This window comes from Brevibacillus centrosporus (assembly GCF_046622605.1).
Classification (GTDB): domain Bacteria; phylum Bacillota; class Bacilli; order Brevibacillales; family Brevibacillaceae; genus Brevibacillus; species Brevibacillus centrosporus.
In genome coordinates this window covers 2,551,017-2,569,174 of record NZ_CP176856.1, presented here as the reverse complement: position 1 = coordinate 2,569,174, position 18,158 = coordinate 2,551,017, and the positions used below count along the sequence as shown (strand labels likewise).

The window sequence follows — 18,158 nt, the reverse complement described above, 5'->3', positions numbered from 1 at the left end:
CTATTCCCCCCAACGCCGAAACAGCGAGTGTGGTACATCCAGTGCATCCAAAGCTTTTCCTACGACGAAGTTGATGAGATCATCCATAGTTTGCGGCTTCTGATAGTAGCCAGGCATCGCTGGCAGGATTTTTACACCCAGCCTGCTTAATTGTAGCATGTTTTCCAAATGAATGGCATTCAGCGGTGTTTCACGCGGCACGAGAACCAGCCTGCGCCCTTCTTTGATCATCACATCTGCTACTCTCTCCAGCAGGTTTCCAGATGCCCCATGTGCAATTCCTGAAACGGTACCCATTGAGCAAGGAACGACGATCATCCCGTCACATTTGTAAGAACCACTGGCAGCCGGGCAATTAAAATCACGAAGGCCCCAGTAATGGAGCTGCCCGGGAAAATCCTGCTGCAGCTTATCCCGCAGCAGGCCTTCACGGTCATCCGTCACCCAATCGAGCTCGTCATGAAAGACTTGCCAGCCAGCTTCCGTGATGATGAGATGCACGGTATGTCCAGCTGACAGCAGTTCCTGCACCAGTCGAACGCCATAAATAGCACCACTCGCTCCTGTTATCCCGACAGCCCATTTCTGTTCACTCATGAAATCACCAGATCAATCATTGTAAAGGCAAACATGACCACACTCAAAATCCCGTTCATATTGAAAAAGGCTACGTCCAGCTTGGACAAATCCGTAGGCTTGACCAGGCTGTGCTCATAGATCAAAATCGCGCCGGAGATCAAGACGCCGATCAAGAACCAGATCGACAGGTCAGCTACCACATACAAGGACATGAGCCCCACAAAAGTAATCACGTGACAAATACGCGCGACCATCAAGGCATTCGCCACACCAAAACGGCTCGGCATCGAGAACAGCCCTTCTTTTCGGTCGAATTCACTGTCCTGGCAAGCATAAATAATATCAAATCCAGCTGTCCAAAAGAGCACAGATGCGAACAAGAGAAGTCCAATCCCGTCAACCTGTCCTGTCGTAGCCACCCAGCCACCCAGCGGACCAAAACCAATGGCAACCCCCAGCACAAAATGGCACAGCCAAGTAAAGCGTTTCGTATAAGAATACAAAACCAATACGAATACTGCGAGTGGCAGCAGCTTCACAGCCAAATCGTTTAATTGGAACGCGGCAATGAAAAGCACTGCGAAGGAGACGACGATAAACAGAGTGACTTCCACAATGGAAATCAAGCCTGCGGGAATCGCTCGGTTCGCTGTCCGCGGATTTTTCGCATCAATGAGACGGTCAATAACTCGGTTTAAGGACATCGCCGCACTGCGAGCCCCTACCATGGCAACTGTTACCCAAAAGATTTCCATCCAGGTCGGCCATGCTTTTTCTATAACAATATTCCCCAAAACCGCGCCCATAAAAGCGAACGGCAGTGCAAAAAGCGAGTGCTCAAACTTAATCATTTCCAGAATAATTTTCAATTTACGAAGACTCATGTAATACACTTCCCATCACTGAAAAAATACCGAAAGCAACCTACCCGGTCAGCGCTTCAAACGTTGCTCCCGCAGGTAGGCGGCCAAAAGAATCCGCTATGGCTTGGTACCGATGTGCAGGGCTGCTACTCCACCCATGAAAAGCTTGACTTGTACTGGATCAAGTCCAGCTTGTTGAAACATCTTGGCAAGCTCACGGCTGTCTGGAAAGTTGGTCAATGACTTTGGCAGCCACGCGTATTGCTCGTACTTGTTTACTGTCCACTTCGCCACCAGTGGCAAAATATTGTAGAAATAAAAGTAAAAGAGCTTGCGATAAGGTATAAACGGAGGCTTGGACACCTCTAGTGAAACGACTTTACCACCCGGCTTCACCACACGTGCCATCTCATTTAAAACGGTCTGGACATCCGGTACATTTCGGAGCGCAAACCCGATTGTCGCATAGTCAAACGTATTATCTTCATAAGGAAGCTGCATCGCATCGCCGTTGACGAGCTGTACGTTATTTCCTACGCCTTTTTGGGCCACCTTGTACGCACCGACATCGAGCATGTTCTGGCTAAAGTCGAGCCCGACTACACTGCCTTCTTTCCCCACTGCCTGCGCGAGTGTAATGGTCCAGTCAGCCGTTCCGCATGCAACATCTATCGCTTTTTGTCCGGGCTGGATGTTCATCTGCTTCATCGTGTAGTTCCGCCATGCCACATGGCTTCCAAAGCTGATGACATTGTTCATTTTGTCGTATTCATCCGCAATGCTTTCGAAAACGGAATGAACGTATTCTGCCTTCTCTTTCATCTGGGCTTGGTTCACGTAGACTACATCTCCTCAATAACCCGTTTCAGGCGGTTGATCCGGTGGGAGTAACGGGCCGTCATGGTTGCAAGCATATTGCGGGTTTCCACAGGATGCAGCGTTCGCACCATTTGCTCGCACAGACCAATCATCTCAAGTGCTTTTTGCTCAATACCGGACATGACCTGTGAGATCGTCGTTCCTGGTTTTTGCAGCAAAAAACGGGCAAAACCAAAAGGTACTTGTTCTTGCCATTTCAACTGTTCCCATTCTCCAATGACACTCTCTACTTTTGCCGTCTCTTTCATGAGATTCGTCCAGAAACGACGCTTCTCATCCGTGCCAGCATACGCTTGTACTACGGCGACGTACAATCCCGTGTCGATCGTATTTCGCAGCTCCCAATATTCTTCAGCTGATGGGAGTCTGCTGTCCTTGCCTGCCAAGTACAGCTTCATCTTCGCCTCGTTTACTCGCTGCACGGCTCCAGACAAGACTTGGATCGCCTCGATCTCACTAGCTTCTGCCAGTAGGGCATAATAGCGAGCACTGTAAAAATCTCCTGCTAGAACAGTTAACTGCCGATTACGCTCGTCACTTTGTGTCCGTTCATAATCATTTTTCACGTACTCGTGAATGTCCAAGCCTAATTGGACAAGCCCAGTCGCTGTGCAGAAAATCATCGAGCGTTCCTTGGTCATCCCTTGTTCCATCAAAAACAGGTACAAAAGGGCGAGACGATTCTCCGCCATGGAAGGAACGTCTACATAATGTTCTACATAGGAGTGGGTACTTCTCTTGTAGATCTGTTCGATGATCACTCGAACTTCTTCTACGTATGGGGTATGTTCTTTGCTCATGCGTCCTCCTCCACAAGCTGTGCACAACCTGATGATGTCTGATGTGTTCCGTACACGATCGGTCTATCTGTACTACCCGGTCAAATGGCCGTCCTTGCTATCATACCATACTTCTATCATCAGGGACTAATTCTCTCGTAAAAATACGGATCGATTCGAACCGGAAAAGAATCTCTGACGTATTGCTCCACGTCCATCTGCGCCTCGAGCGGCTTGTCAAATGCATCCGCGTCTGTCCCATTCGACTCAATGGCAACGAGAAGTCTCGACTCTTTCGGAGTGTCTCTTTCCTCCAGCACGCGAAAGTACACCTGTTTGACATTATCCGTGAGTGTGAACAGCTCGTGAGTCAAGCTGTAAAAGTCCTGATATACATGGGAAAGCTCAACCTTATCAGAGGGCTTCACCGCCAAATCGACATAAAGCGACGGGTTATCCCATTTTATACGCTTAATATTATAATGTGTTGTCATGCTTGTAAACAAATCCAATGCATTTTGCTCGCTTAGATGAATCGGACGGGAAGCTTGGAAAGTCGGAACATCCATCCGTTTCCACCCTGTGTTCGGGACAAGTGACAGCATCAGAGCCAAAAAGGCAGAAACAGCGATGGCCGCAAACAGTCTACGTGGCATAGACATCCCTCCTCTCCATCATTGTACAAACAAAAAAAGCAGGCTATGCCTGCTTTTGCACAAAACGTACAGCTTATTCAGTCGTGTCGATCGTTCCGTGTTGAGAGTAAATAACCGCTTTTCCACGTACTTTAATTGCGGAAGTATGCTCGGTAAATTGAAAAATCATGACCTCGCCTTTATCGAGCTTTTCCGTGTGATGAAAACGAGTATCGGATCCCCGAGTGAGCCCGATGACGTGGACCCCGTTTTCTTTCGCCTTTACTACGAAATAATCTTGATTGAACACGGTTGGTTGTGACACTGTTTATCCTCCTTGCCAAGCGTTATGTGTCATTGACTACTATGATGTCCGGTCAGCCTGCAATCTGTTCATGATTTTTTCCACATAGCGCTGCGTTTCCTGCGGCAACTGGCTATATTTCTCCTCCAGCTCCGCATCGTTGTCGATACCCAATCGTCCGATGCGACCCGGGCCGGCATTATACGCTGCCAAGGCTACTTTCACATTGCCATCGTAGCGATCCAAGAGACTTTTCAAGTACTTGGTTCCACCTGCCAGATTTTCATCCGGGTTGTATACGTCACGGACCTTCATCGCTTTTGCCGTCTGGTCCATCAGCTGCATCAGTCCTTTGGCACCCGCCTGCGAAACCGCCGTTGGGTTGAAATTGGACTCTGCTCGTACCACTTCACGAATGAGGTCATTGTCTACACCGATCGAACGCGCCATGCGATCAATCTTTTCTAAAAGAGCGGAAGTCGGGAGATTGGAAGCTCGTCCACCTACTGTCGTATTTGCCGCAGATGAATTCGTGTCTACCTCTTCTAGTCTCTGCGCAAAATTCCATTCTGGCGAACCGTCCAGCTCGGCAATAATCTCTTCTGCTGTAATAACACGCTGACCCGAAGCGAGCTGCGCTTGAAGTACATCAGAAAACAGGCCGTCATCCACGGATGGAAGAGCTGCCTGAGCAGTATTTGTGCCATAGGAAAGCTGGTTCAAATAGGGCTGAAGCGATACGGGTACATTCATAACTACTAACAACCTTTCCTTGCTTGTCTCCCTCTTATTATAGAAAAGAAAGAACAGGAAGCCAATAGTGAAATTGGTATCATCTTGAAAAACAAAAAGGAACCTGAATCCTCAGGTTCCGCTAATTGCGATGTAAATGGTCGGAATGCAGGGATTCGAACCCTGGACCTCACCCACCCCAAGGGTGCGCGCTACCGGGCTGCGCCACATCCCGACGTACATCTGTACTATACAATAATTTACCTGCAGCGTCAAGATAAATTTCCGTATTTTTCTTGTTTACAAGCCGTTTTACGGACGGATCAAACTGAATACTTCTGCTCTAGCAGCAGCATCTTCTTTAAACAATCCACGCACAGCTGAAGTCACTGTTTTGGAGCCAGGTTTTTTCACACCACGCATCGTCATACACATATGCTCGGCTTCTACCACAACAACGACGCCATGCGGATCCAGCTTGCTCACGATCGCGTCTGCTACTGTCGAGGTGATTCGCTCTTGCAATTGGGGACGTCGCGCTACCGTATCCACAGCGCGAGCCAATTTACTCAGACCGACAACTCTTCCGCCCTTTGGAATATACGCCACATGTGCTTTCCCAAAGAAAGGCACGAGGTGATGTTCACACATCGAGTAAAACGGAATGTCCTTGACGAGTACCATTTCTTCATGATCCTCGCTGAACACAGTCTCGAAATAGTCTTCTTCGTTTATGTGCATGCCTTCGAAAACTTCGGCGTACATTTTCGCTACACGTTTAGGAGTATCTAACAATCCTTCACGATCCGGGTTATCACCAACTGCCTCCAGAATCATGCGAACTGCCTGTTGTATTTTATCTAAATCGACGTTCATCTCGGTACCTCCTACTTTCTGACTCTCACTCTACGAGATCTTTCTAAGTTCTGACAGACAAGCAACACCAATCTTATCATATTGAAATCAAAAAAACAAAAAGATCTGACAAGAATTCCCCTATGTAAGTGTTTGAAAGGCAGAAAAAAATCCACATCACGAAAATGTGGATTTTTTTATGTAAGTGTTTCGATCACGAAATGTGACGATTACTTGATGGAGTCTTTGAGTTGCTTACCTGGTTTAAACGCAGGTACTTTGCTGGAAGCGATTTCGATCTCTTCACCTGTTTGTGGGTTACGACCTTTACGAGCCGCGCGCTCACGAACTTCGAAGTTACCAAAGCCGATCAGTTGGACTTTGTCACCTGTTTTCAATGCCTCAGCGATCGCGTCGAGTACCGCGTCAACTGCTTTGGTAGCATCTTTCTTGGTGAGTTCAGTGGTGTCAGCCACTTTTGCAATCAGTTCTGTTTTGTTCATTCTTGTTCACCTCCCCTCAAAGAACACCAAGTCCCTCGTTACTATTTTTCTTAACCGAAACAAGTCGTTTTATACACGATTGGTTGTTTTTACCGTTCTGACAAGCTTATAGTAATACACGGATTTCTTAAATTCAAGCCCCTCCTGTCGAAATAAAGCGAAATACAAGAAAAAAAGGCATCCCGTCACGCCGGATGCCTTATTCCCTTCCTACCTTTATAGGACTTTACACCTGATTTTAGAGGATGATCGCAATCAGTCCGCCCGAGCCTTCGTTGATAATTCGTCCCAGTGTTTCCTGCAATTTGTAGCGCGCATTGTCTGGCATCATCGTGATTTTCGCCTGAATTCCTTCGCGAACGATGGAGTGCAGCGAACGTCCGAAAATGTCCGAATTCCAGATCGAAAGCGGATCTTTATCAAAGTCCTGCATCAGGTAGCGGACGAGCTCTTCGCTCTGTTTTTCCGTACCGATAATCGGCGCAAACTCTGATTCTACATCCACTCGGATCATGTGAATCGAAGGCGCAGTCGCTTTCAATCTGACGCCAAAACGCGGTCCCTGGCGGATGAGTTCAGGTTCGTCCAAGGTCATCTCATGCAACGACGGAGCCGCTATCCCGTAGCCCGTACTCCGAACCATATGCAGAGCTTCTGCTACCTGGTCGTACTCCCGTTTCGCATGAGCAAACTCTTGCATAATCTTCAACAGATGATCCTTTCCGTTGATTTCCACTCCGACGATTTCCATCAGAATGCGATCATACAGCTCATCAGGAGCGTAGAGATCGATCTCCGCGATCCCTTGCCCCATATGCATGCCTGCGAGAGAGGCCCGCTCCACGAAGTCATAGTCGTTGAAAAAGCCGACGACACGGTCCACATCGCGCAACCGGCGGATATCCTGCACGGTTTCACGTACGGCCTCTTCATAGTTCTGACGCAGCCAGTGGCCATTTTCCAGGACCATAACCCAGCTCGGCAGATTGACGTTTACTTCATGGACAGGGAACTCAAACAGGACTTCTCTCATCAGAAGCAGAATTTCCTGCTCGGTCATGTGATCCACCGACAGGGCGACTACAGGTACATCGTATTTCTCCTGCAGCTGCAAGCGCAGATTTTGCGCTTCATCTGAACGTGGGCGAGTCGAGTTGACCACGATGACGAAAGGCTTTCCGACTTCTTTGAGCTCATTGACTACCCGCTCTTCGGCATCAATGTATCCCACACGCGGGATTTCCGCGATGCTGCCGTCTGTTGTAACCACGATCCCGATCGTCGAGTGCTCCTGAATCACTTTCCGCGTTCCGACCTCGGCCGCTTCTTCAAATGGAACAGGCTCCTCATACCAAGGAGTGTTGACCATGCGCGGTCCGTTGTCGTCTTCAAATCCTTTTGCACCCTGTACCGTATAGCCGACGCAGTCAACGAGGCGGACGTTGATGCTGAGCCCTTCGGTTACATGTACATTGACGGCCTGGTTAGGAACAAATTTTGGTTCTGTCGTCATAATTGTTCGGCCAGAAGCACTTTGTGGCAACTCATCCGTGGCACGGATTCGCTCTGCTTCTGATTGGATGTTCGGGATGACGACCTGCTCCATAAACCGCTTGATAAAGGTCGATTTTCCCGTACGTACAGGCCCTACCACTCCCAGGTAGATATCTCCGCCCGTCCGTTCGGCAATGTCTTTAAAGATGTCGACTCGTTCCACCATCGATGACCTCCTTCTATTTGTCTATTTTTACACTATGACCATTTTTCCGAATTATCCCTGACCGCCAGTATTTTCCCGGGAATCTCGTACTAGTTTTGTGGACAGTACAAATATATGTGAGAAACAGATAACTAGAACAAAAAAACGACTCTGCTTTGAGTCGTTTTTCCTCATGACCGATTTACAGTTTTAACAGCCGCGGCTCTCCATTCACCATTTCATAAGGGAAGGACTTCGCCGGAACAAACATGGACTCCCGTGCAAATACATAGCGCGGATCCGTATTTTTCGGAACGGCTGCTTTGGTATCTCGCAGGACTTGCGCAATATCCGCCGCGTAATCGATCCCTACTTCCCCATTTGCATTCATCACGAGAGGCAGCAAAGAGTTCCCCAGCGTGGACGGTACTTGCCACGTTTTTACTCCAATTTCCTCATGATCGATCGTAAAGTAGCCATTTCCTAAATCGTCCTTTACCGGGAGCTTGTTGTAGAAATTGCGATAGCGATTCACGGCTGATTGCACGTCGGCAACTGTACTGACAGCTCCGAGGTTTAGCAGCTTTGCCGCAGGCTTGGTCTCTACGTCAATCAAAACGTATTTGTAAACGCCGCCTTTTTCAAAGGCATTGCCTGGCACATCCGGCATGTATCGCGGCGTCATTTTTCGGAAATCAATCTCGTATTTTTCAAAAATCGGCGTATCCAACGGCTTGGTCACGATCGGCAGAACCGCTGTATCCTTCTGAAACTGTTCGATCGCCTTCTGTGTTGCTTCTAGATAAAATGTACTAGGTACTTGATTTTCCGCTTTTCGCTCATCCGGATACAAACAGCCGGAAAGCAATACGGAAAGAAGAGTCAAGCTTAGCATCAGCTTGAACGATTTTTGCCATGAATGCCACATTATGTACGTACACCTCTTAACCTAATCTTCGTTTTCCTCGCGCTGCCGCTCCAATGCCGCCTGTACGACGGATTTCAAGCGACCCTCTGGTATTCGAATCGTGCAGTCTTTATCCGTAGCCTTTGCTTGACAGCCTAGTCGGATTCCTTGTGCCAGATCCTTTTCCGGCATTTTTCGGCGCTCCAGCTGGCTTGGAGGTGACAATTCCCCACTCTCCAGAACAATGCGACACATGAGACATGAAGCATGTCCGCCACATCGCTGCGGAATGACTACCCTCGCTGCCGCTGCTGCACTCACCATAGTTTGCCCGGATCTCGATTTGATGCTTTTTCCGCTTGGTAAAAACGTTACTCTTCCCATTTGTTGAATCTCCTGTCAATACGGTCGGTGTGCGAGCTTTACGTCCCCATCCTGCACAACCTGAATCTGGCAGCCGAGCCGGAAGCCCTCTGCCCGCTCTGCTTTGCGCAGTCGGAGCTTTTCTTCCTTCGTGACTTCATTCAAAAATTCGGCACCTTCCAAAACGAATGTTCGACACTGTGCACATACTCCTCGCTTGCAGGCGTGTCCCCATACAACCTTATGTTTTTTGGCGATAGCGACCACCGTCTGGTTCAGCTCCACAGGCAACTCGTGGCTCCCAGCGCGTGTCACTAGCGTTAGTTGAGACATTCTTTCCTCTCCTTATACAAAAATAACGATCAGAATCATGACAAAAATCGCAAGTAGCATTAAAAATGCGAATGTCTTGACCAAAAATCGCAGAAACGCATTGGTCATTTTCCTTGCATAAATCATGAGTAAATTGCAGACGAACATCAGACCCATGGCAATCAGGGAAATGTTCATCTTCGTCATAGGATCGATATACATCTGGAAAAACAGCACCCTTTGCATTTTTTGCTTCATTATACCATACTTCGACGCTGTCCGTCTGACGCTTGCGAACCTCCCTCTGGACATTCGCATAGACTATCGTGATGAATTCGCCCATTGGAGGGATGGCAAGTGAGCAACAAATCGAGCAGCAGCAAACGCAAGTGGCGCAATCCCTACGCTCCCATACCCAGCAAAAAGCTGAGCGAACAAGTGACAGAAGCATCCTTGGCCGTGACACCGAAAAAATTGCTGCCGCTACCAGCTGTCGATCTGCGGACGTCCGTTTCCAAGATGCGCAATAATATTAAAGGAATCAGCACGACGATCCGACAAGTCGAGGAAACCATGGATTCCTTGTACGGGGCAATGGAGATATTTGAAAACCTGGGCAAGAGCCCTGCCGAAAAAGCAGAGACGGTTTCCGCGGAACGCCCCACTTCCAAGCGCAGAGGAGCCTCGGAGGCCTCTCGTATGGTGGAAGAATCCTCGGAGCCTGAAGCTACCACCAGCGGCAGCGGCAACCCTTTCGGAAATATCGACATCGGCCAGCTACTGGGGCTGCTGCAATCCCCGCTCGTTCAGAGCCTGCTGAGTCAGACCGTTGGCAGCAACAATTCCAAGCAACGAAAAAAAGAGGGATGAGATCCCTCTTTTTTTCTTCGTTCTGTAGGTCAGCCATGTCCCTGTAGAGCCATGATTGTTCCTAGTCTTACTGTATGACGGTTTCCCCATCAGGTAACGGGCATAATCGCCCATTTCTCTTATTTCAGGAGCTTTGTCAAGGAAGACATGTCGTGGATGTTGATTTCCTGGTTGTAAAACATCTCGATGATCTTATCTTCCTTTTCAGCTGTCAGCTGTTTCCCACTCATTGCAGCGAGTGTTTTGATGATTTGACGCAGCTTTGTCTCGTCTTCAAAATCGCTTTTCTTCACTTGGCTTGCCAACGAGCGCAGCTTGGATTCATCAATTTTGTCAGTGCCTGTTCCTTTGCCTTTCAGACGATCCAAAAAACCGCCAGAAAATGGATTGTTCATGGATGGGCCTCCTCCTGCTACCAAGGTTTACACCCTTATGGTATGTGCAGGAGCCTAAATGTGTGAGACATTCGCCTACACATGATCCGGATTCAAATATTCCGTTTCATAGGTTTTTAGTCTTCCCATCAGCTGCTCCACGCCTTGACGAGGATCTTTTCCTTCGAACAGTACGCCGTACAGAACATGGGTGATCGGCATTTCTACATCCTCGCGCTTCGCAAGCACATCAGCGGCCTGCGTGGTGCGCACACCCTCTACCACCATGCCGATTTCCTGGAGCACTTCCTCGAGCTTTTTCCCTTGTCCCAAAAGGAAGCCTGCTCTCCAGTTTCGACTGTGCTTGCTGGTGCAGGTCGCTACCAGATCGCCGATTCCAGCCAGTCCTGCAAAAGTGGGCGGCATGGCTCCGAGCTTGAGTCCCAGACGACTGATTTCTGCAAGGCCGCGAGTCAACAATGCAGCCTTTGCATTGTCGCCAAATCCGAGCCCATCCGACATGCCAGCTCCCAATGCAATAATATTTTTCAAAGCTCCCGCGAGCTCCGCCCCAATCAGATCCGGGTTGGTATAGACGCGGAAGTTGCGATTCATCAGCAAATCCTGGGAACGAAGCATGCTGCTCTCTGATTCAGAAGCTACAACAACCGTTGTCGGCTGGCGGCGGACTACTTCCTCCGCATGGCTTGGACCAGAAATGACTGCGAGTCGAGAAGAAATTTCAAACGGAATCTCCTCTTGGATCACCTCGGACATACGCTTAAGCGTCCCCAGCTCAAAGCCTTTCACCGCGTGAATCATGAGCACATCCGAAGCGAGAGATGGTGCAAGATCGCGGCAGATTTGGCGCATTGCATGCGAAGGTACCGCCAATAAAACAATCGGCTTCTCGGATACAGCTGCATGCATATCGGAGGTCGCAGCAATTCGCGCGGAAAGCTCGACTCCCGGTAAATATTTTTCATTCCTGTGTGTGGTCGTAATTGCTTCAGCTTGCTTGGGGTCCCTCACCCAGAGCGTGACTTGATGCCCGTTATCCGCCAATACGGAAGCGAGAGCAGTACCCCAGCTGCCAGCACCGATCACGGCAACATTTTGAATCAATCAAACTCCCTCCCCTTTTCCCTTATGGACAAGGTTTTAGCTTAATTTTCGGTTTGACTTTTCACCCAGTTTTCTTTCCGTGCCTGCGAGAAGATTTCGGATATTATTATAATGACGAACGTAAGCAAAAACAGCGAGAATTAAGCTTGTCCAGAAAAAAGCAATCGGCTTATCCAGTACGTACACCGTGATCGGAATCGTGGTAACCAGTACGAGCGATCCCAGTGACACGTATCGCGTCACTGCAATGACCAATACAGCCAAGACCGCTCCAATGAGAAAAGCAATGGGAGAAAAGCCAAGAGCTACCCCAAGTGTAGTCGCAATGCCCTTTCCCCCGCGAAACCCAAAAAAGATCGGCCAGTTGTGGCCCGCAATCGCAAACAGACCAGAAACGGCATAGGCAGCAGGATCGCCAGTGATCAGATGAGTAATCCCCATCGCGATGAGCCCTTTAAGCGCATCTAAAATCAATACAGCGATTCCTGGCCCTTTTCCCAATACACGCAACGTGTTCGTGGCACCCGCATTGCCGCTACCATGTGAACGGATGTCAATTCCTGCAACTTTTTTGGCGATGAGATAGCTAAAGCTGATCGATCCGATTAGATAGCTGATCACCCAGGATAATAACACCATGGCGGTTTTCTCTCCCTACGTTTTTTTACGTGTCCAGATCCGTACTGGCGTGCCTTCGAAGACAAATGCCTCACGTATCTTGTTCTCTATATAACGTTCATAGGAAAAATGCATAAGCTCCGGATCGTTCACAAACAGAATGAACGTCGGCGGCTTGACAGTTGCCTGTGTCGCATAATTGATTTTGAGTCGTTTTCCCCTGTCGGACGGTGGTGGTGTCCGGATCGTTGCATCTGTTACCAGATCGTTGAGTACGGACGTAGGAACCCGCATAGCATGCGCCTGGGAGATTTCGTTTACTTTTGGCAGGATCGTATGTACGCGCTGCTTGGATTTTGCCGAAACGTACAGGATCGGAGCGTAGTCCAGATACTTGAACTCTTCGCGGATCAGCTCTGTAAATCGCTGCATCGTCTTGTCGTCCTTTTCCACCGCATCCCATTTGTTGACGACAATCATGATACCGCGACCGGCTTCATGCGCGTATCCAGCGATTTTCTTGTCTTGCTCGATGATGCCTTCTTCCCCGTTGATCACCACGAGTACGACATCGGAGTCCTCAATGGCACGCATCGCACGCATGACACTGTATTTCTCCGTGCTTTCGTACACTTTTCCACGCTTGCGCATCCCTGCCGTATCGATGAGGATATAGCTTTGGCCATCTCGCTCGAACGGCGTGTCAATTGCATCGCGCGTAGTACCCGCTACTTCACTGACGATCACGCGTTCTTCACCCAGGATCGCATTGGTCAACGAGGATTTCCCTACGTTTGGACGTCCGATAATCGATACGCGGATGACATCCTCGCTGTATTCGTCCTCGTTTCTTTCTGGGAAGTGCAGCACGACCTCCTCCAGCATGTCCCCCAGTCCAAGACCGTGACTACCGGAAATCGGAAACGGCTCCCCTAGTCCCAACGAATAAAAGTCGTAAATATCCGCGCGCATTTCCGGGTTGTCCGCTTTATTGACGGCGAGCACGACTGGTTTTCCTGTGCGGTTCAGCATCCGCGCCAGTTCAACGTCAGCATCCGTCACACCTGTGCGGCTGTCGGTAATCATGATGATGACATCTGCTTCATCAATCGCCAATTCCGCCTGGTAACGCATTTGTGTGAGAATTTCGTCGGTCTCTCCGAACTCGATCCCACCTGTATCAATTACATGAAAGGTATGGGTTAACCATTCACCTTTTCCGTACAAACGGTCACGGGTAACACCCGGCATGTCTTCTACGATGGCGATGCGCTCACCAATCAATCGATTAAAAATCGTGGACTTGCCCACGTTGGGTCTCCCCACAATGGCTACCACTGGCAATCCCATAATCAACAACACTCTCTCTCATTAACTTTTTGAATCCATGATGAACGATCACTCGTGCACGATCACTCATCACGAAATAACCCTCACTGGAGTTATTTCACAGCTTATCATACCATAGACTACTTATGCCGAACAACGATGAGGGTATCCTCACTCACTTCATGCACCATCGCGTCTAAAATTTTTTCCAGCGTAAACGCTGTCTGCTGCATCTTTTCCTTGTTTGGCTCAATAAAAATGGGTGCCCCACCTGCTATGTTCTCCTTGGACAAAGTGATCACGGCCAAGATCTGGCTGGTCAAAAGCCTACACCTCCTGCTTGGCTGCATTCGTCTTTTGCGGCATCCGGAAAACACTTTCCAAAATCGGAACGGCGCGTATAACAGCTTCTGCCCGATCTTGATCTTTCACTTGCGGCAACAAGAACACGCCCAAGCGCCCCGTATGAAGATCTCGCTTCACCAAAGGCGTCAGCGAAGGCTCTCCTGCATCCGTAAAAACTCCCAGCTGAGTCGCTACGTCGTGCAAAATCGCCTGACGTTGCCCCGGATGGGCGATCGTGACGGTTGCATTTGCGTCTTTTGGGATAAGAATAAACCCCATGCCCTGCTCTGAAATTACTTTCTGGGACTCCTCCAAACCTACGTTCATGATGTAAATGTCACCTACGTAAAGATCCTTTCCTTCCACCCGCAGAGGTGCCTTTTCGACCTCCACGATCAGCTGGAGCGTCTTCCCCGATTTTAGCTTGGAGGCGATCGCCAGGGCAATGACACCTGCTATTACCCCTCCCCACCACTGAAAAAAGATCATCGCGGAAGTCGTCACCAGAGACGTAAACATTACCAAATAATTGCGTCCCTCGAAGACCATCGCGATCCCTTCAATATAGGGACCTCCCCGTGGAACAAGCTCCTGTTTGTCTATTTCATTCAAAGTCGTTCTCTCCATATTTCGCACATCACGGAACTGCTGTGCAGCGACCGTAAGAAAGGTGACCGCCGTATAATTTTCCTTCAGCAGTGCCGGAATAGCTAGCGCTCCCAAAGCGGATGCGATGACTCCGAGCGAAACGTGAATAATTTTGCCATGCGGATAGGTCGGGTATTGTCGATAGTCGGTGCGCAGCAAATTGATTCGGCAGAGAATCCCGAAGACAAAGCCCAGCATGAGCGGAAAGACGAACTCATTTGCTAGCAGCTCTTTAAACAAAGGAGCCTCACCACCTTTTCTGCTGGGAATGGGATGACACAGTCTTTCTCCATTTTACTATCCGTAAAACCGCAAGACGGGTGACACTCACCAAATACCATAAAGACACCGTACTCCAAAGCATATCCTGGGCATACTCACCGCCAAGCTGACAGGTTCCCGACAGCTTCCAGACAAACAGAGAATAGAGGACATCTGCCAAAGTAAGGGAGATGATCACTTGGAAAAGCTGTGCTACGCTCTGCCGGCTCATCGCCAAAATCGATAGGATGGCCGCTACCGGAATGATGATACGCTCGTCCCAGAACATCAGGATTGGATCCGTAAAGAACAGCCATTGCAGCCAAAACAGCAGAATGGCTGTTGCACATGCCCCGAGCACATGCAATCGGCGTCGCAGCTGCTGCATGCGAGCGTAATACAGCCATGCACCCGTGAGCAGCGGCAGCAATGTGCCGCTTAAGCTCACTTCAATCGGGGCAAAGTACAGCTTCCAGCTGACAAAGGTGCAAATCAAGAAGGAACAAATGACAGCAAGCACACGTTTTGGCGAGATCCTCATTTCTAGCAGCTGTGCGTCTATACTCCCCATCCAGACCAAGCAAAGCAAACTCCATTGGGAGAGGAGCGCAATGGTTCCCTCGTTCATGTTCATCTCCTCAAGATGTGGTGTTCTCCCCAAAGTATGCCTCAAGCCCCAGTCTTTCATGAGTTTTTTGCTCTTACATCTTTTGCGCCCATTCCTCCAGGGCAATTCCACGCAGACGAGCTTTTTCCGCTGTTTTTCCCGTGATCATAACGGGCTGTTCTCTCAGCTGTGCAAGCCGATGCGCACCAAGTGCCGTCATCGCGATACGCACCTGCTGATGCCACTCATCCAAAGCAGCGAGGCCGCCCTCGACGTCTCGTGTCTGGACCTGCTTCAGGACTGCACCTGCCACGCCTACTGCGGAAGCACCGAGTGCAATTGCTTTGGCTGCATCAAACCCGTTCCGAATTCCCCCCGTCGCCACGAAATGCACACCCCGGCCAGATTCGCAAGCAGCTTCCAGCAGGCTATCGACAGTAGTCAATCCCCAATCATCAAACATCGTTAACGGCTCTGGCCTGCGCATGTTCTCGACTTTTGCAAAGTTTGTGCCTCCCTTGCCACCGACATCGATGATGGTGATCCCTGCCTGTGCCAGCTCTCGGATCGTTTTTCTCGCCATCCCAAAGCCGACCTCCTTTACCATCACAGGTACTGCCGCGCGCTCCTTTATTTCATGAATGCGCTCGAGATACCCTCGAAAATCCCGATCTCCTTCTGGCATCAAAAGCTCCTGCATGACGTTCAAATGGATCTGCAAGCCATCTGCTTCGATCATTTCTACGGCTGCCATCGCTTCTTCGACAGTTGCTTCTGCTCCGACATTTGCGAACAAAATTCCTTTGGGATGCTCTTTTCGCACAACTCCATAGCTATCTTTCACTTGTGGATCACGGATGGCAGCCATCTGCGAACCGACCGCCATCGCAAGTCCCCTCTCGCGTGCGAGCACGGCGAGCTTCCGATTGATGTTGGTCGTGGTGGCTGCTCCTCCTGTCATCGCATTGATCATAATCGGAGAACGCAGGCGATAGGGCCCTACCTCACAATCCAAGGATGTCTTCTCGTAGCTCGTATTGGGCAGGCTGTTTGGCAAAAAGCTTACATCGTCAAAGGCATTGGCTCCGAATTCATTGGTTGAAAGTGCATGCTGAACATGTTCGACCTTTCGCGTAGCACGGTCCATGCTTGTCCCCCCTTGTCTGCTATATCTCCATACAAAAAGGGATACGCCTCATGCGTATCCCCTCCTCTATCTGTGCGAAGCTTACTTGAATTTATCCTTCAGATCAGCGAACAATTCGCCCAGTGTCACACCCATTGGCTGGTTGTTTTCCTGTTGGAATTGCTGTTGTTCTTTTTTGCTGGCGCGCTCTGCTTGCTCTACACGATCTTCTTCAACCGCGCGGATGCTCAGGCTGATACGCTGCTCTTGAGGGACAACGTCCAGGATTTTCACTTGAACTTCTTGCCCTTCTTTGAGCACTTCGCCAGGTGTGTTCACACGGCGATTCGCGATTTGGGAAATGTGCACCAGACCTTCAATGCCAGGAGCCACTTCAACGAATGCACCAAAGGAAACGAGGCGTTTTACTGTACCAGCAACGATCGAACCTGCTTTGAACTCTTCCGCCACTTTCGCCCAAGGACCTGCTTGCGTTTCCTTGATGCTCAGCCCGATGCGTTCATTTTCTTTGTCAACCTTGAGGACCTTCACAGTTACTTTGTCGCCCTCTTTTACTACGTCAGACGGTTTGTCTACGCGGTTCCAAGCGAGCTCCGAAACGTGAACCAGTCCATCCACACCACCGATGTCGACAAATACGCCGAAGTCAGTCATGCGTTGCACAGTACCTTCCAGCACTTGACCAGGCTGGATTTTATCGAGAATAGAGCCTTTTTGTTTTTTCGCTTCGTCTTCCAGCACAGCTTTGTGCGAGAGGATGACTTTATTCTTTTCTTTATCCATTTCAACCACTTTGAGGGTCAACGATTTTCCTTTGTAATCGGAGAAATCTTCAACAAAGTGACGCTCAACCATGGAAGCAGGGATGAAACCGCGAACGCCTACGTCAACGACGAGACCGCCTTTCACGACTTCTTTCACTACTGCCTCAATGATTTCGCCTGCTTGCATTTTTTGCTCCAGATCAGACCAAGAAGATTCCATGGCAACTGCTTTTTTGGAAACCACGAGCTCTTCTTTTTCATCGTTGAGCTTGATTACTTTCACTTCAAAGGTGTCGCCTACTGCTACTACATCCGACACTTTCTCGACATGCAGTGGGGAAAGCTCACTGATAGGAATAAGTCCATCGTATTTGTAGCCAACATCTACCAACGCTTGTTTGTCTTCAACTTTTGTGACGGTTGCTTTGACAACATCCCCCACAGAAACCGTTGCTGCATCTGTTAGACTTACATTCGTTTCTTCCATCATCAAAAAGACCTCCTTAATACCATCCAGTCCCAGACCATCTATGTAGACGTTCTTTTCACCACGTTACAAGAAGCGGGAGCAAGTATATTTTTAACTGCCGTCGTAAGACTAGCAGTTCCTGCTGATGAAGCCAGTATGTTCCAGCAGAATTAGTATTCTACCCTTTGGTA

24 protein-coding genes and 1 tRNA gene are annotated in these 18,158 nt (G+C 49.3%); 1 reads left to right on the top strand and 24 read right to left on the bottom strand.

Translation table 11 applies throughout. The annotated features are described in order from the left end of the window. From ACLIN2_RS13230 to ACLIN2_RS13160, 15 genes are all read right to left on the bottom strand, one after another. Entirely contained in the window at positions 1 to 597 is a 597-nt protein-coding gene (locus ACLIN2_RS13230) for a UbiX family flavin prenyltransferase (RefSeq protein WP_092272146.1), read from the bottom strand. Beyond that, positions 594 to 1,463, bottom strand: a complete 870-nt coding sequence (locus ACLIN2_RS13225; protein WP_092272143.1) for a UbiA-like polyprenyltransferase — start codon at positions 1,461 to 1,463, stop codon at positions 594 to 596. Before ACLIN2_RS13225 ends, ACLIN2_RS13230 begins: the two co-directional genes overlap by 4 nt. Before the next feature lie 96 nt (positions 1,464 to 1,559). Then, positions 1,560 to 2,279 (bottom strand): demethylmenaquinone methyltransferase, encoded by a 720-nt coding sequence (locus ACLIN2_RS13220; RefSeq protein WP_092272139.1) that lies wholly within the window; start codon positions 2,277 to 2,279, stop codon positions 1,560 to 1,562. A 5-nt stretch (positions 2,280 to 2,284) separates the two neighbouring features. Next, positions 2,285 to 3,121, bottom strand: coding sequence for a heptaprenyl diphosphate synthase component 1 (locus ACLIN2_RS13215; protein ID WP_092272135.1), 837 nt, complete (start codon positions 3,119 to 3,121; stop codon positions 2,285 to 2,287). A gap of 119 nt (positions 3,122 to 3,240) precedes the next feature. Next, the gene (locus tag ACLIN2_RS13210; RefSeq protein WP_411504239.1) at positions 3,241 to 3,756 is read right to left on the bottom strand and encodes a hypothetical protein; all 516 of its coding nucleotides are present in this window, start codon (positions 3,754 to 3,756) and stop codon (positions 3,241 to 3,243) included. Between the two features lie 73 nt (positions 3,757 to 3,829). Beyond that, the gene (mtrB, locus tag ACLIN2_RS13205) at positions 3,830 to 4,060 is read right to left on the bottom strand and encodes a trp RNA-binding attenuation protein MtrB (RefSeq protein WP_092272128.1); all 231 of its coding nucleotides are present in this window, start codon (positions 4,058 to 4,060) and stop codon (positions 3,830 to 3,832) included. Positions 4,061 to 4,099: 39 nt separating this feature from the next. Continuing rightward, a complete protein-coding gene (locus ACLIN2_RS13200) occupies positions 4,100 to 4,792 on the bottom strand; it encodes a lytic transglycosylase domain-containing protein (protein WP_122961373.1) in 693 nt (230 codons plus the stop codon). A 137-nt stretch (positions 4,793 to 4,929) separates the two neighbouring features. Beyond that, positions 4,930 to 5,006, bottom strand: a tRNA-Pro gene (locus ACLIN2_RS13195). Between the two features lie 77 nt (positions 5,007 to 5,083). Further along, positions 5,084 to 5,647 carry a GTP cyclohydrolase I FolE gene (folE, locus tag ACLIN2_RS13190; protein ID WP_092272122.1) on the bottom strand — a complete coding sequence of 188 codons (564 nt, stop codon included), beginning with the start codon at positions 5,645 to 5,647 and terminating at the stop codon, positions 5,084 to 5,086. A gap of 209 nt (positions 5,648 to 5,856) precedes the next feature. Continuing rightward, the gene (locus ACLIN2_RS13185) at positions 5,857 to 6,129 is read right to left on the bottom strand and encodes an HU family DNA-binding protein (protein ID WP_092272119.1); all 273 of its coding nucleotides are present in this window, start codon (positions 6,127 to 6,129) and stop codon (positions 5,857 to 5,859) included. 238 nt (positions 6,130 to 6,367) lie between these two features. Then, positions 6,368 to 7,846 carry a stage IV sporulation protein A gene (gene spoIVA / locus ACLIN2_RS13180; protein WP_092272512.1) on the bottom strand — a complete coding sequence of 493 codons (1,479 nt, stop codon included), beginning with the start codon at positions 7,844 to 7,846 and terminating at the stop codon, positions 6,368 to 6,370. A gap of 184 nt (positions 7,847 to 8,030) precedes the next feature. Continuing rightward, positions 8,031 to 8,756: a hypothetical protein gene (locus tag ACLIN2_RS13175; RefSeq protein WP_411504238.1), complete on the bottom strand. Its 726-nt coding sequence runs from the start codon at positions 8,754 to 8,756 to the stop codon at positions 8,031 to 8,033. A 21-nt stretch (positions 8,757 to 8,777) separates the two neighbouring features. Next, positions 8,778 to 9,119, bottom strand: coding sequence for a 2Fe-2S iron-sulfur cluster-binding protein (locus ACLIN2_RS13170; RefSeq protein WP_092272112.1), 342 nt, complete (start codon positions 9,117 to 9,119; stop codon positions 8,778 to 8,780). Positions 9,120 to 9,134: 15 nt separating this feature from the next. Next, complete coding sequence (locus ACLIN2_RS13165; RefSeq protein WP_411504237.1) at positions 9,135 to 9,431, bottom strand: 2Fe-2S iron-sulfur cluster-binding protein; 297 nt, start codon at positions 9,429 to 9,431, stop codon at positions 9,135 to 9,137. 12 nt (positions 9,432 to 9,443) lie between these two features. Then, positions 9,444 to 9,668, bottom strand: a complete 225-nt coding sequence (locus tag ACLIN2_RS13160; RefSeq protein ID WP_246010936.1) for a DUF2768 family protein — start codon at positions 9,666 to 9,668, stop codon at positions 9,444 to 9,446. 99 nt (positions 9,669 to 9,767) lie between these two features. Here ACLIN2_RS13160 and ACLIN2_RS13155 point away from each other — a divergent pair, with 99 nt between their 5' ends. Further along, a complete protein-coding gene (locus tag ACLIN2_RS13155) occupies positions 9,768 to 10,280 on the top strand; it encodes a hypothetical protein (RefSeq protein WP_092272105.1) in 513 nt (170 codons plus the stop codon). A 119-nt stretch (positions 10,281 to 10,399) separates the two neighbouring features. Here ACLIN2_RS13155 and ACLIN2_RS13150 read toward each other — a convergent pair whose 3' ends face one another. The 9 genes from ACLIN2_RS13150 to rpsA form a co-directional block, all read right to left on the bottom strand. Continuing rightward, a complete protein-coding gene (locus ACLIN2_RS13150; RefSeq protein ID WP_092272101.1) occupies positions 10,400 to 10,675 on the bottom strand; it encodes a stage VI sporulation protein F in 276 nt (91 codons plus the stop codon). Positions 10,676 to 10,750: 75 nt separating this feature from the next. Next, positions 10,751 to 11,779: an NAD(P)H-dependent glycerol-3-phosphate dehydrogenase gene (locus tag ACLIN2_RS13145; RefSeq protein ID WP_411504236.1), complete on the bottom strand. Its 1,029-nt coding sequence runs from the start codon at positions 11,777 to 11,779 to the stop codon at positions 10,751 to 10,753. Positions 11,780 to 11,815: 36 nt separating this feature from the next. After that, on the bottom strand, positions 11,816 to 12,418 hold the full coding sequence (plsY, locus tag ACLIN2_RS13140) for a glycerol-3-phosphate 1-O-acyltransferase PlsY (protein ID WP_122961371.1): 603 nt from the start codon (positions 12,416 to 12,418) through the stop codon (positions 11,816 to 11,818). Between the two features lie 15 nt (positions 12,419 to 12,433). Continuing rightward, on the bottom strand, positions 12,434 to 13,747 hold the full coding sequence (gene der / locus ACLIN2_RS13135; RefSeq protein ID WP_301170985.1) for a ribosome biogenesis GTPase Der: 1,314 nt from the start codon (positions 13,745 to 13,747) through the stop codon (positions 12,434 to 12,436). 119 nt (positions 13,748 to 13,866) lie between these two features. After that, positions 13,867 to 14,049 (bottom strand): capping complex subunit for YIEGIA, encoded by a 183-nt coding sequence (locus ACLIN2_RS13130; RefSeq protein WP_092272091.1) that lies wholly within the window; start codon positions 14,047 to 14,049, stop codon positions 13,867 to 13,869. 4 nt (positions 14,050 to 14,053) lie between these two features. After that, positions 14,054 to 14,959: a YIEGIA family protein gene (locus tag ACLIN2_RS13125; protein ID WP_411504235.1), complete on the bottom strand. Its 906-nt coding sequence runs from the start codon at positions 14,957 to 14,959 to the stop codon at positions 14,054 to 14,056. 7 nt (positions 14,960 to 14,966) lie between these two features. Beyond that, positions 14,967 to 15,608 (bottom strand): YphA family membrane protein, encoded by a 642-nt coding sequence (locus ACLIN2_RS13120; protein ID WP_411504234.1) that lies wholly within the window; start codon positions 15,606 to 15,608, stop codon positions 14,967 to 14,969. Between the two features lie 73 nt (positions 15,609 to 15,681). Beyond that, positions 15,682 to 16,734: a type 2 isopentenyl-diphosphate Delta-isomerase gene (gene fni / locus ACLIN2_RS13115; RefSeq protein WP_411504233.1), complete on the bottom strand. Its 1,053-nt coding sequence runs from the start codon at positions 16,732 to 16,734 to the stop codon at positions 15,682 to 15,684. An 81-nt stretch (positions 16,735 to 16,815) separates the two neighbouring features. Next, a complete protein-coding gene (gene rpsA, locus ACLIN2_RS13110) occupies positions 16,816 to 17,988 on the bottom strand; it encodes a 30S ribosomal protein S1 (RefSeq protein ID WP_092272079.1) in 1,173 nt (390 codons plus the stop codon). Between the last annotated feature and the right edge of the window lie 170 nt (positions 17,989 to 18,158).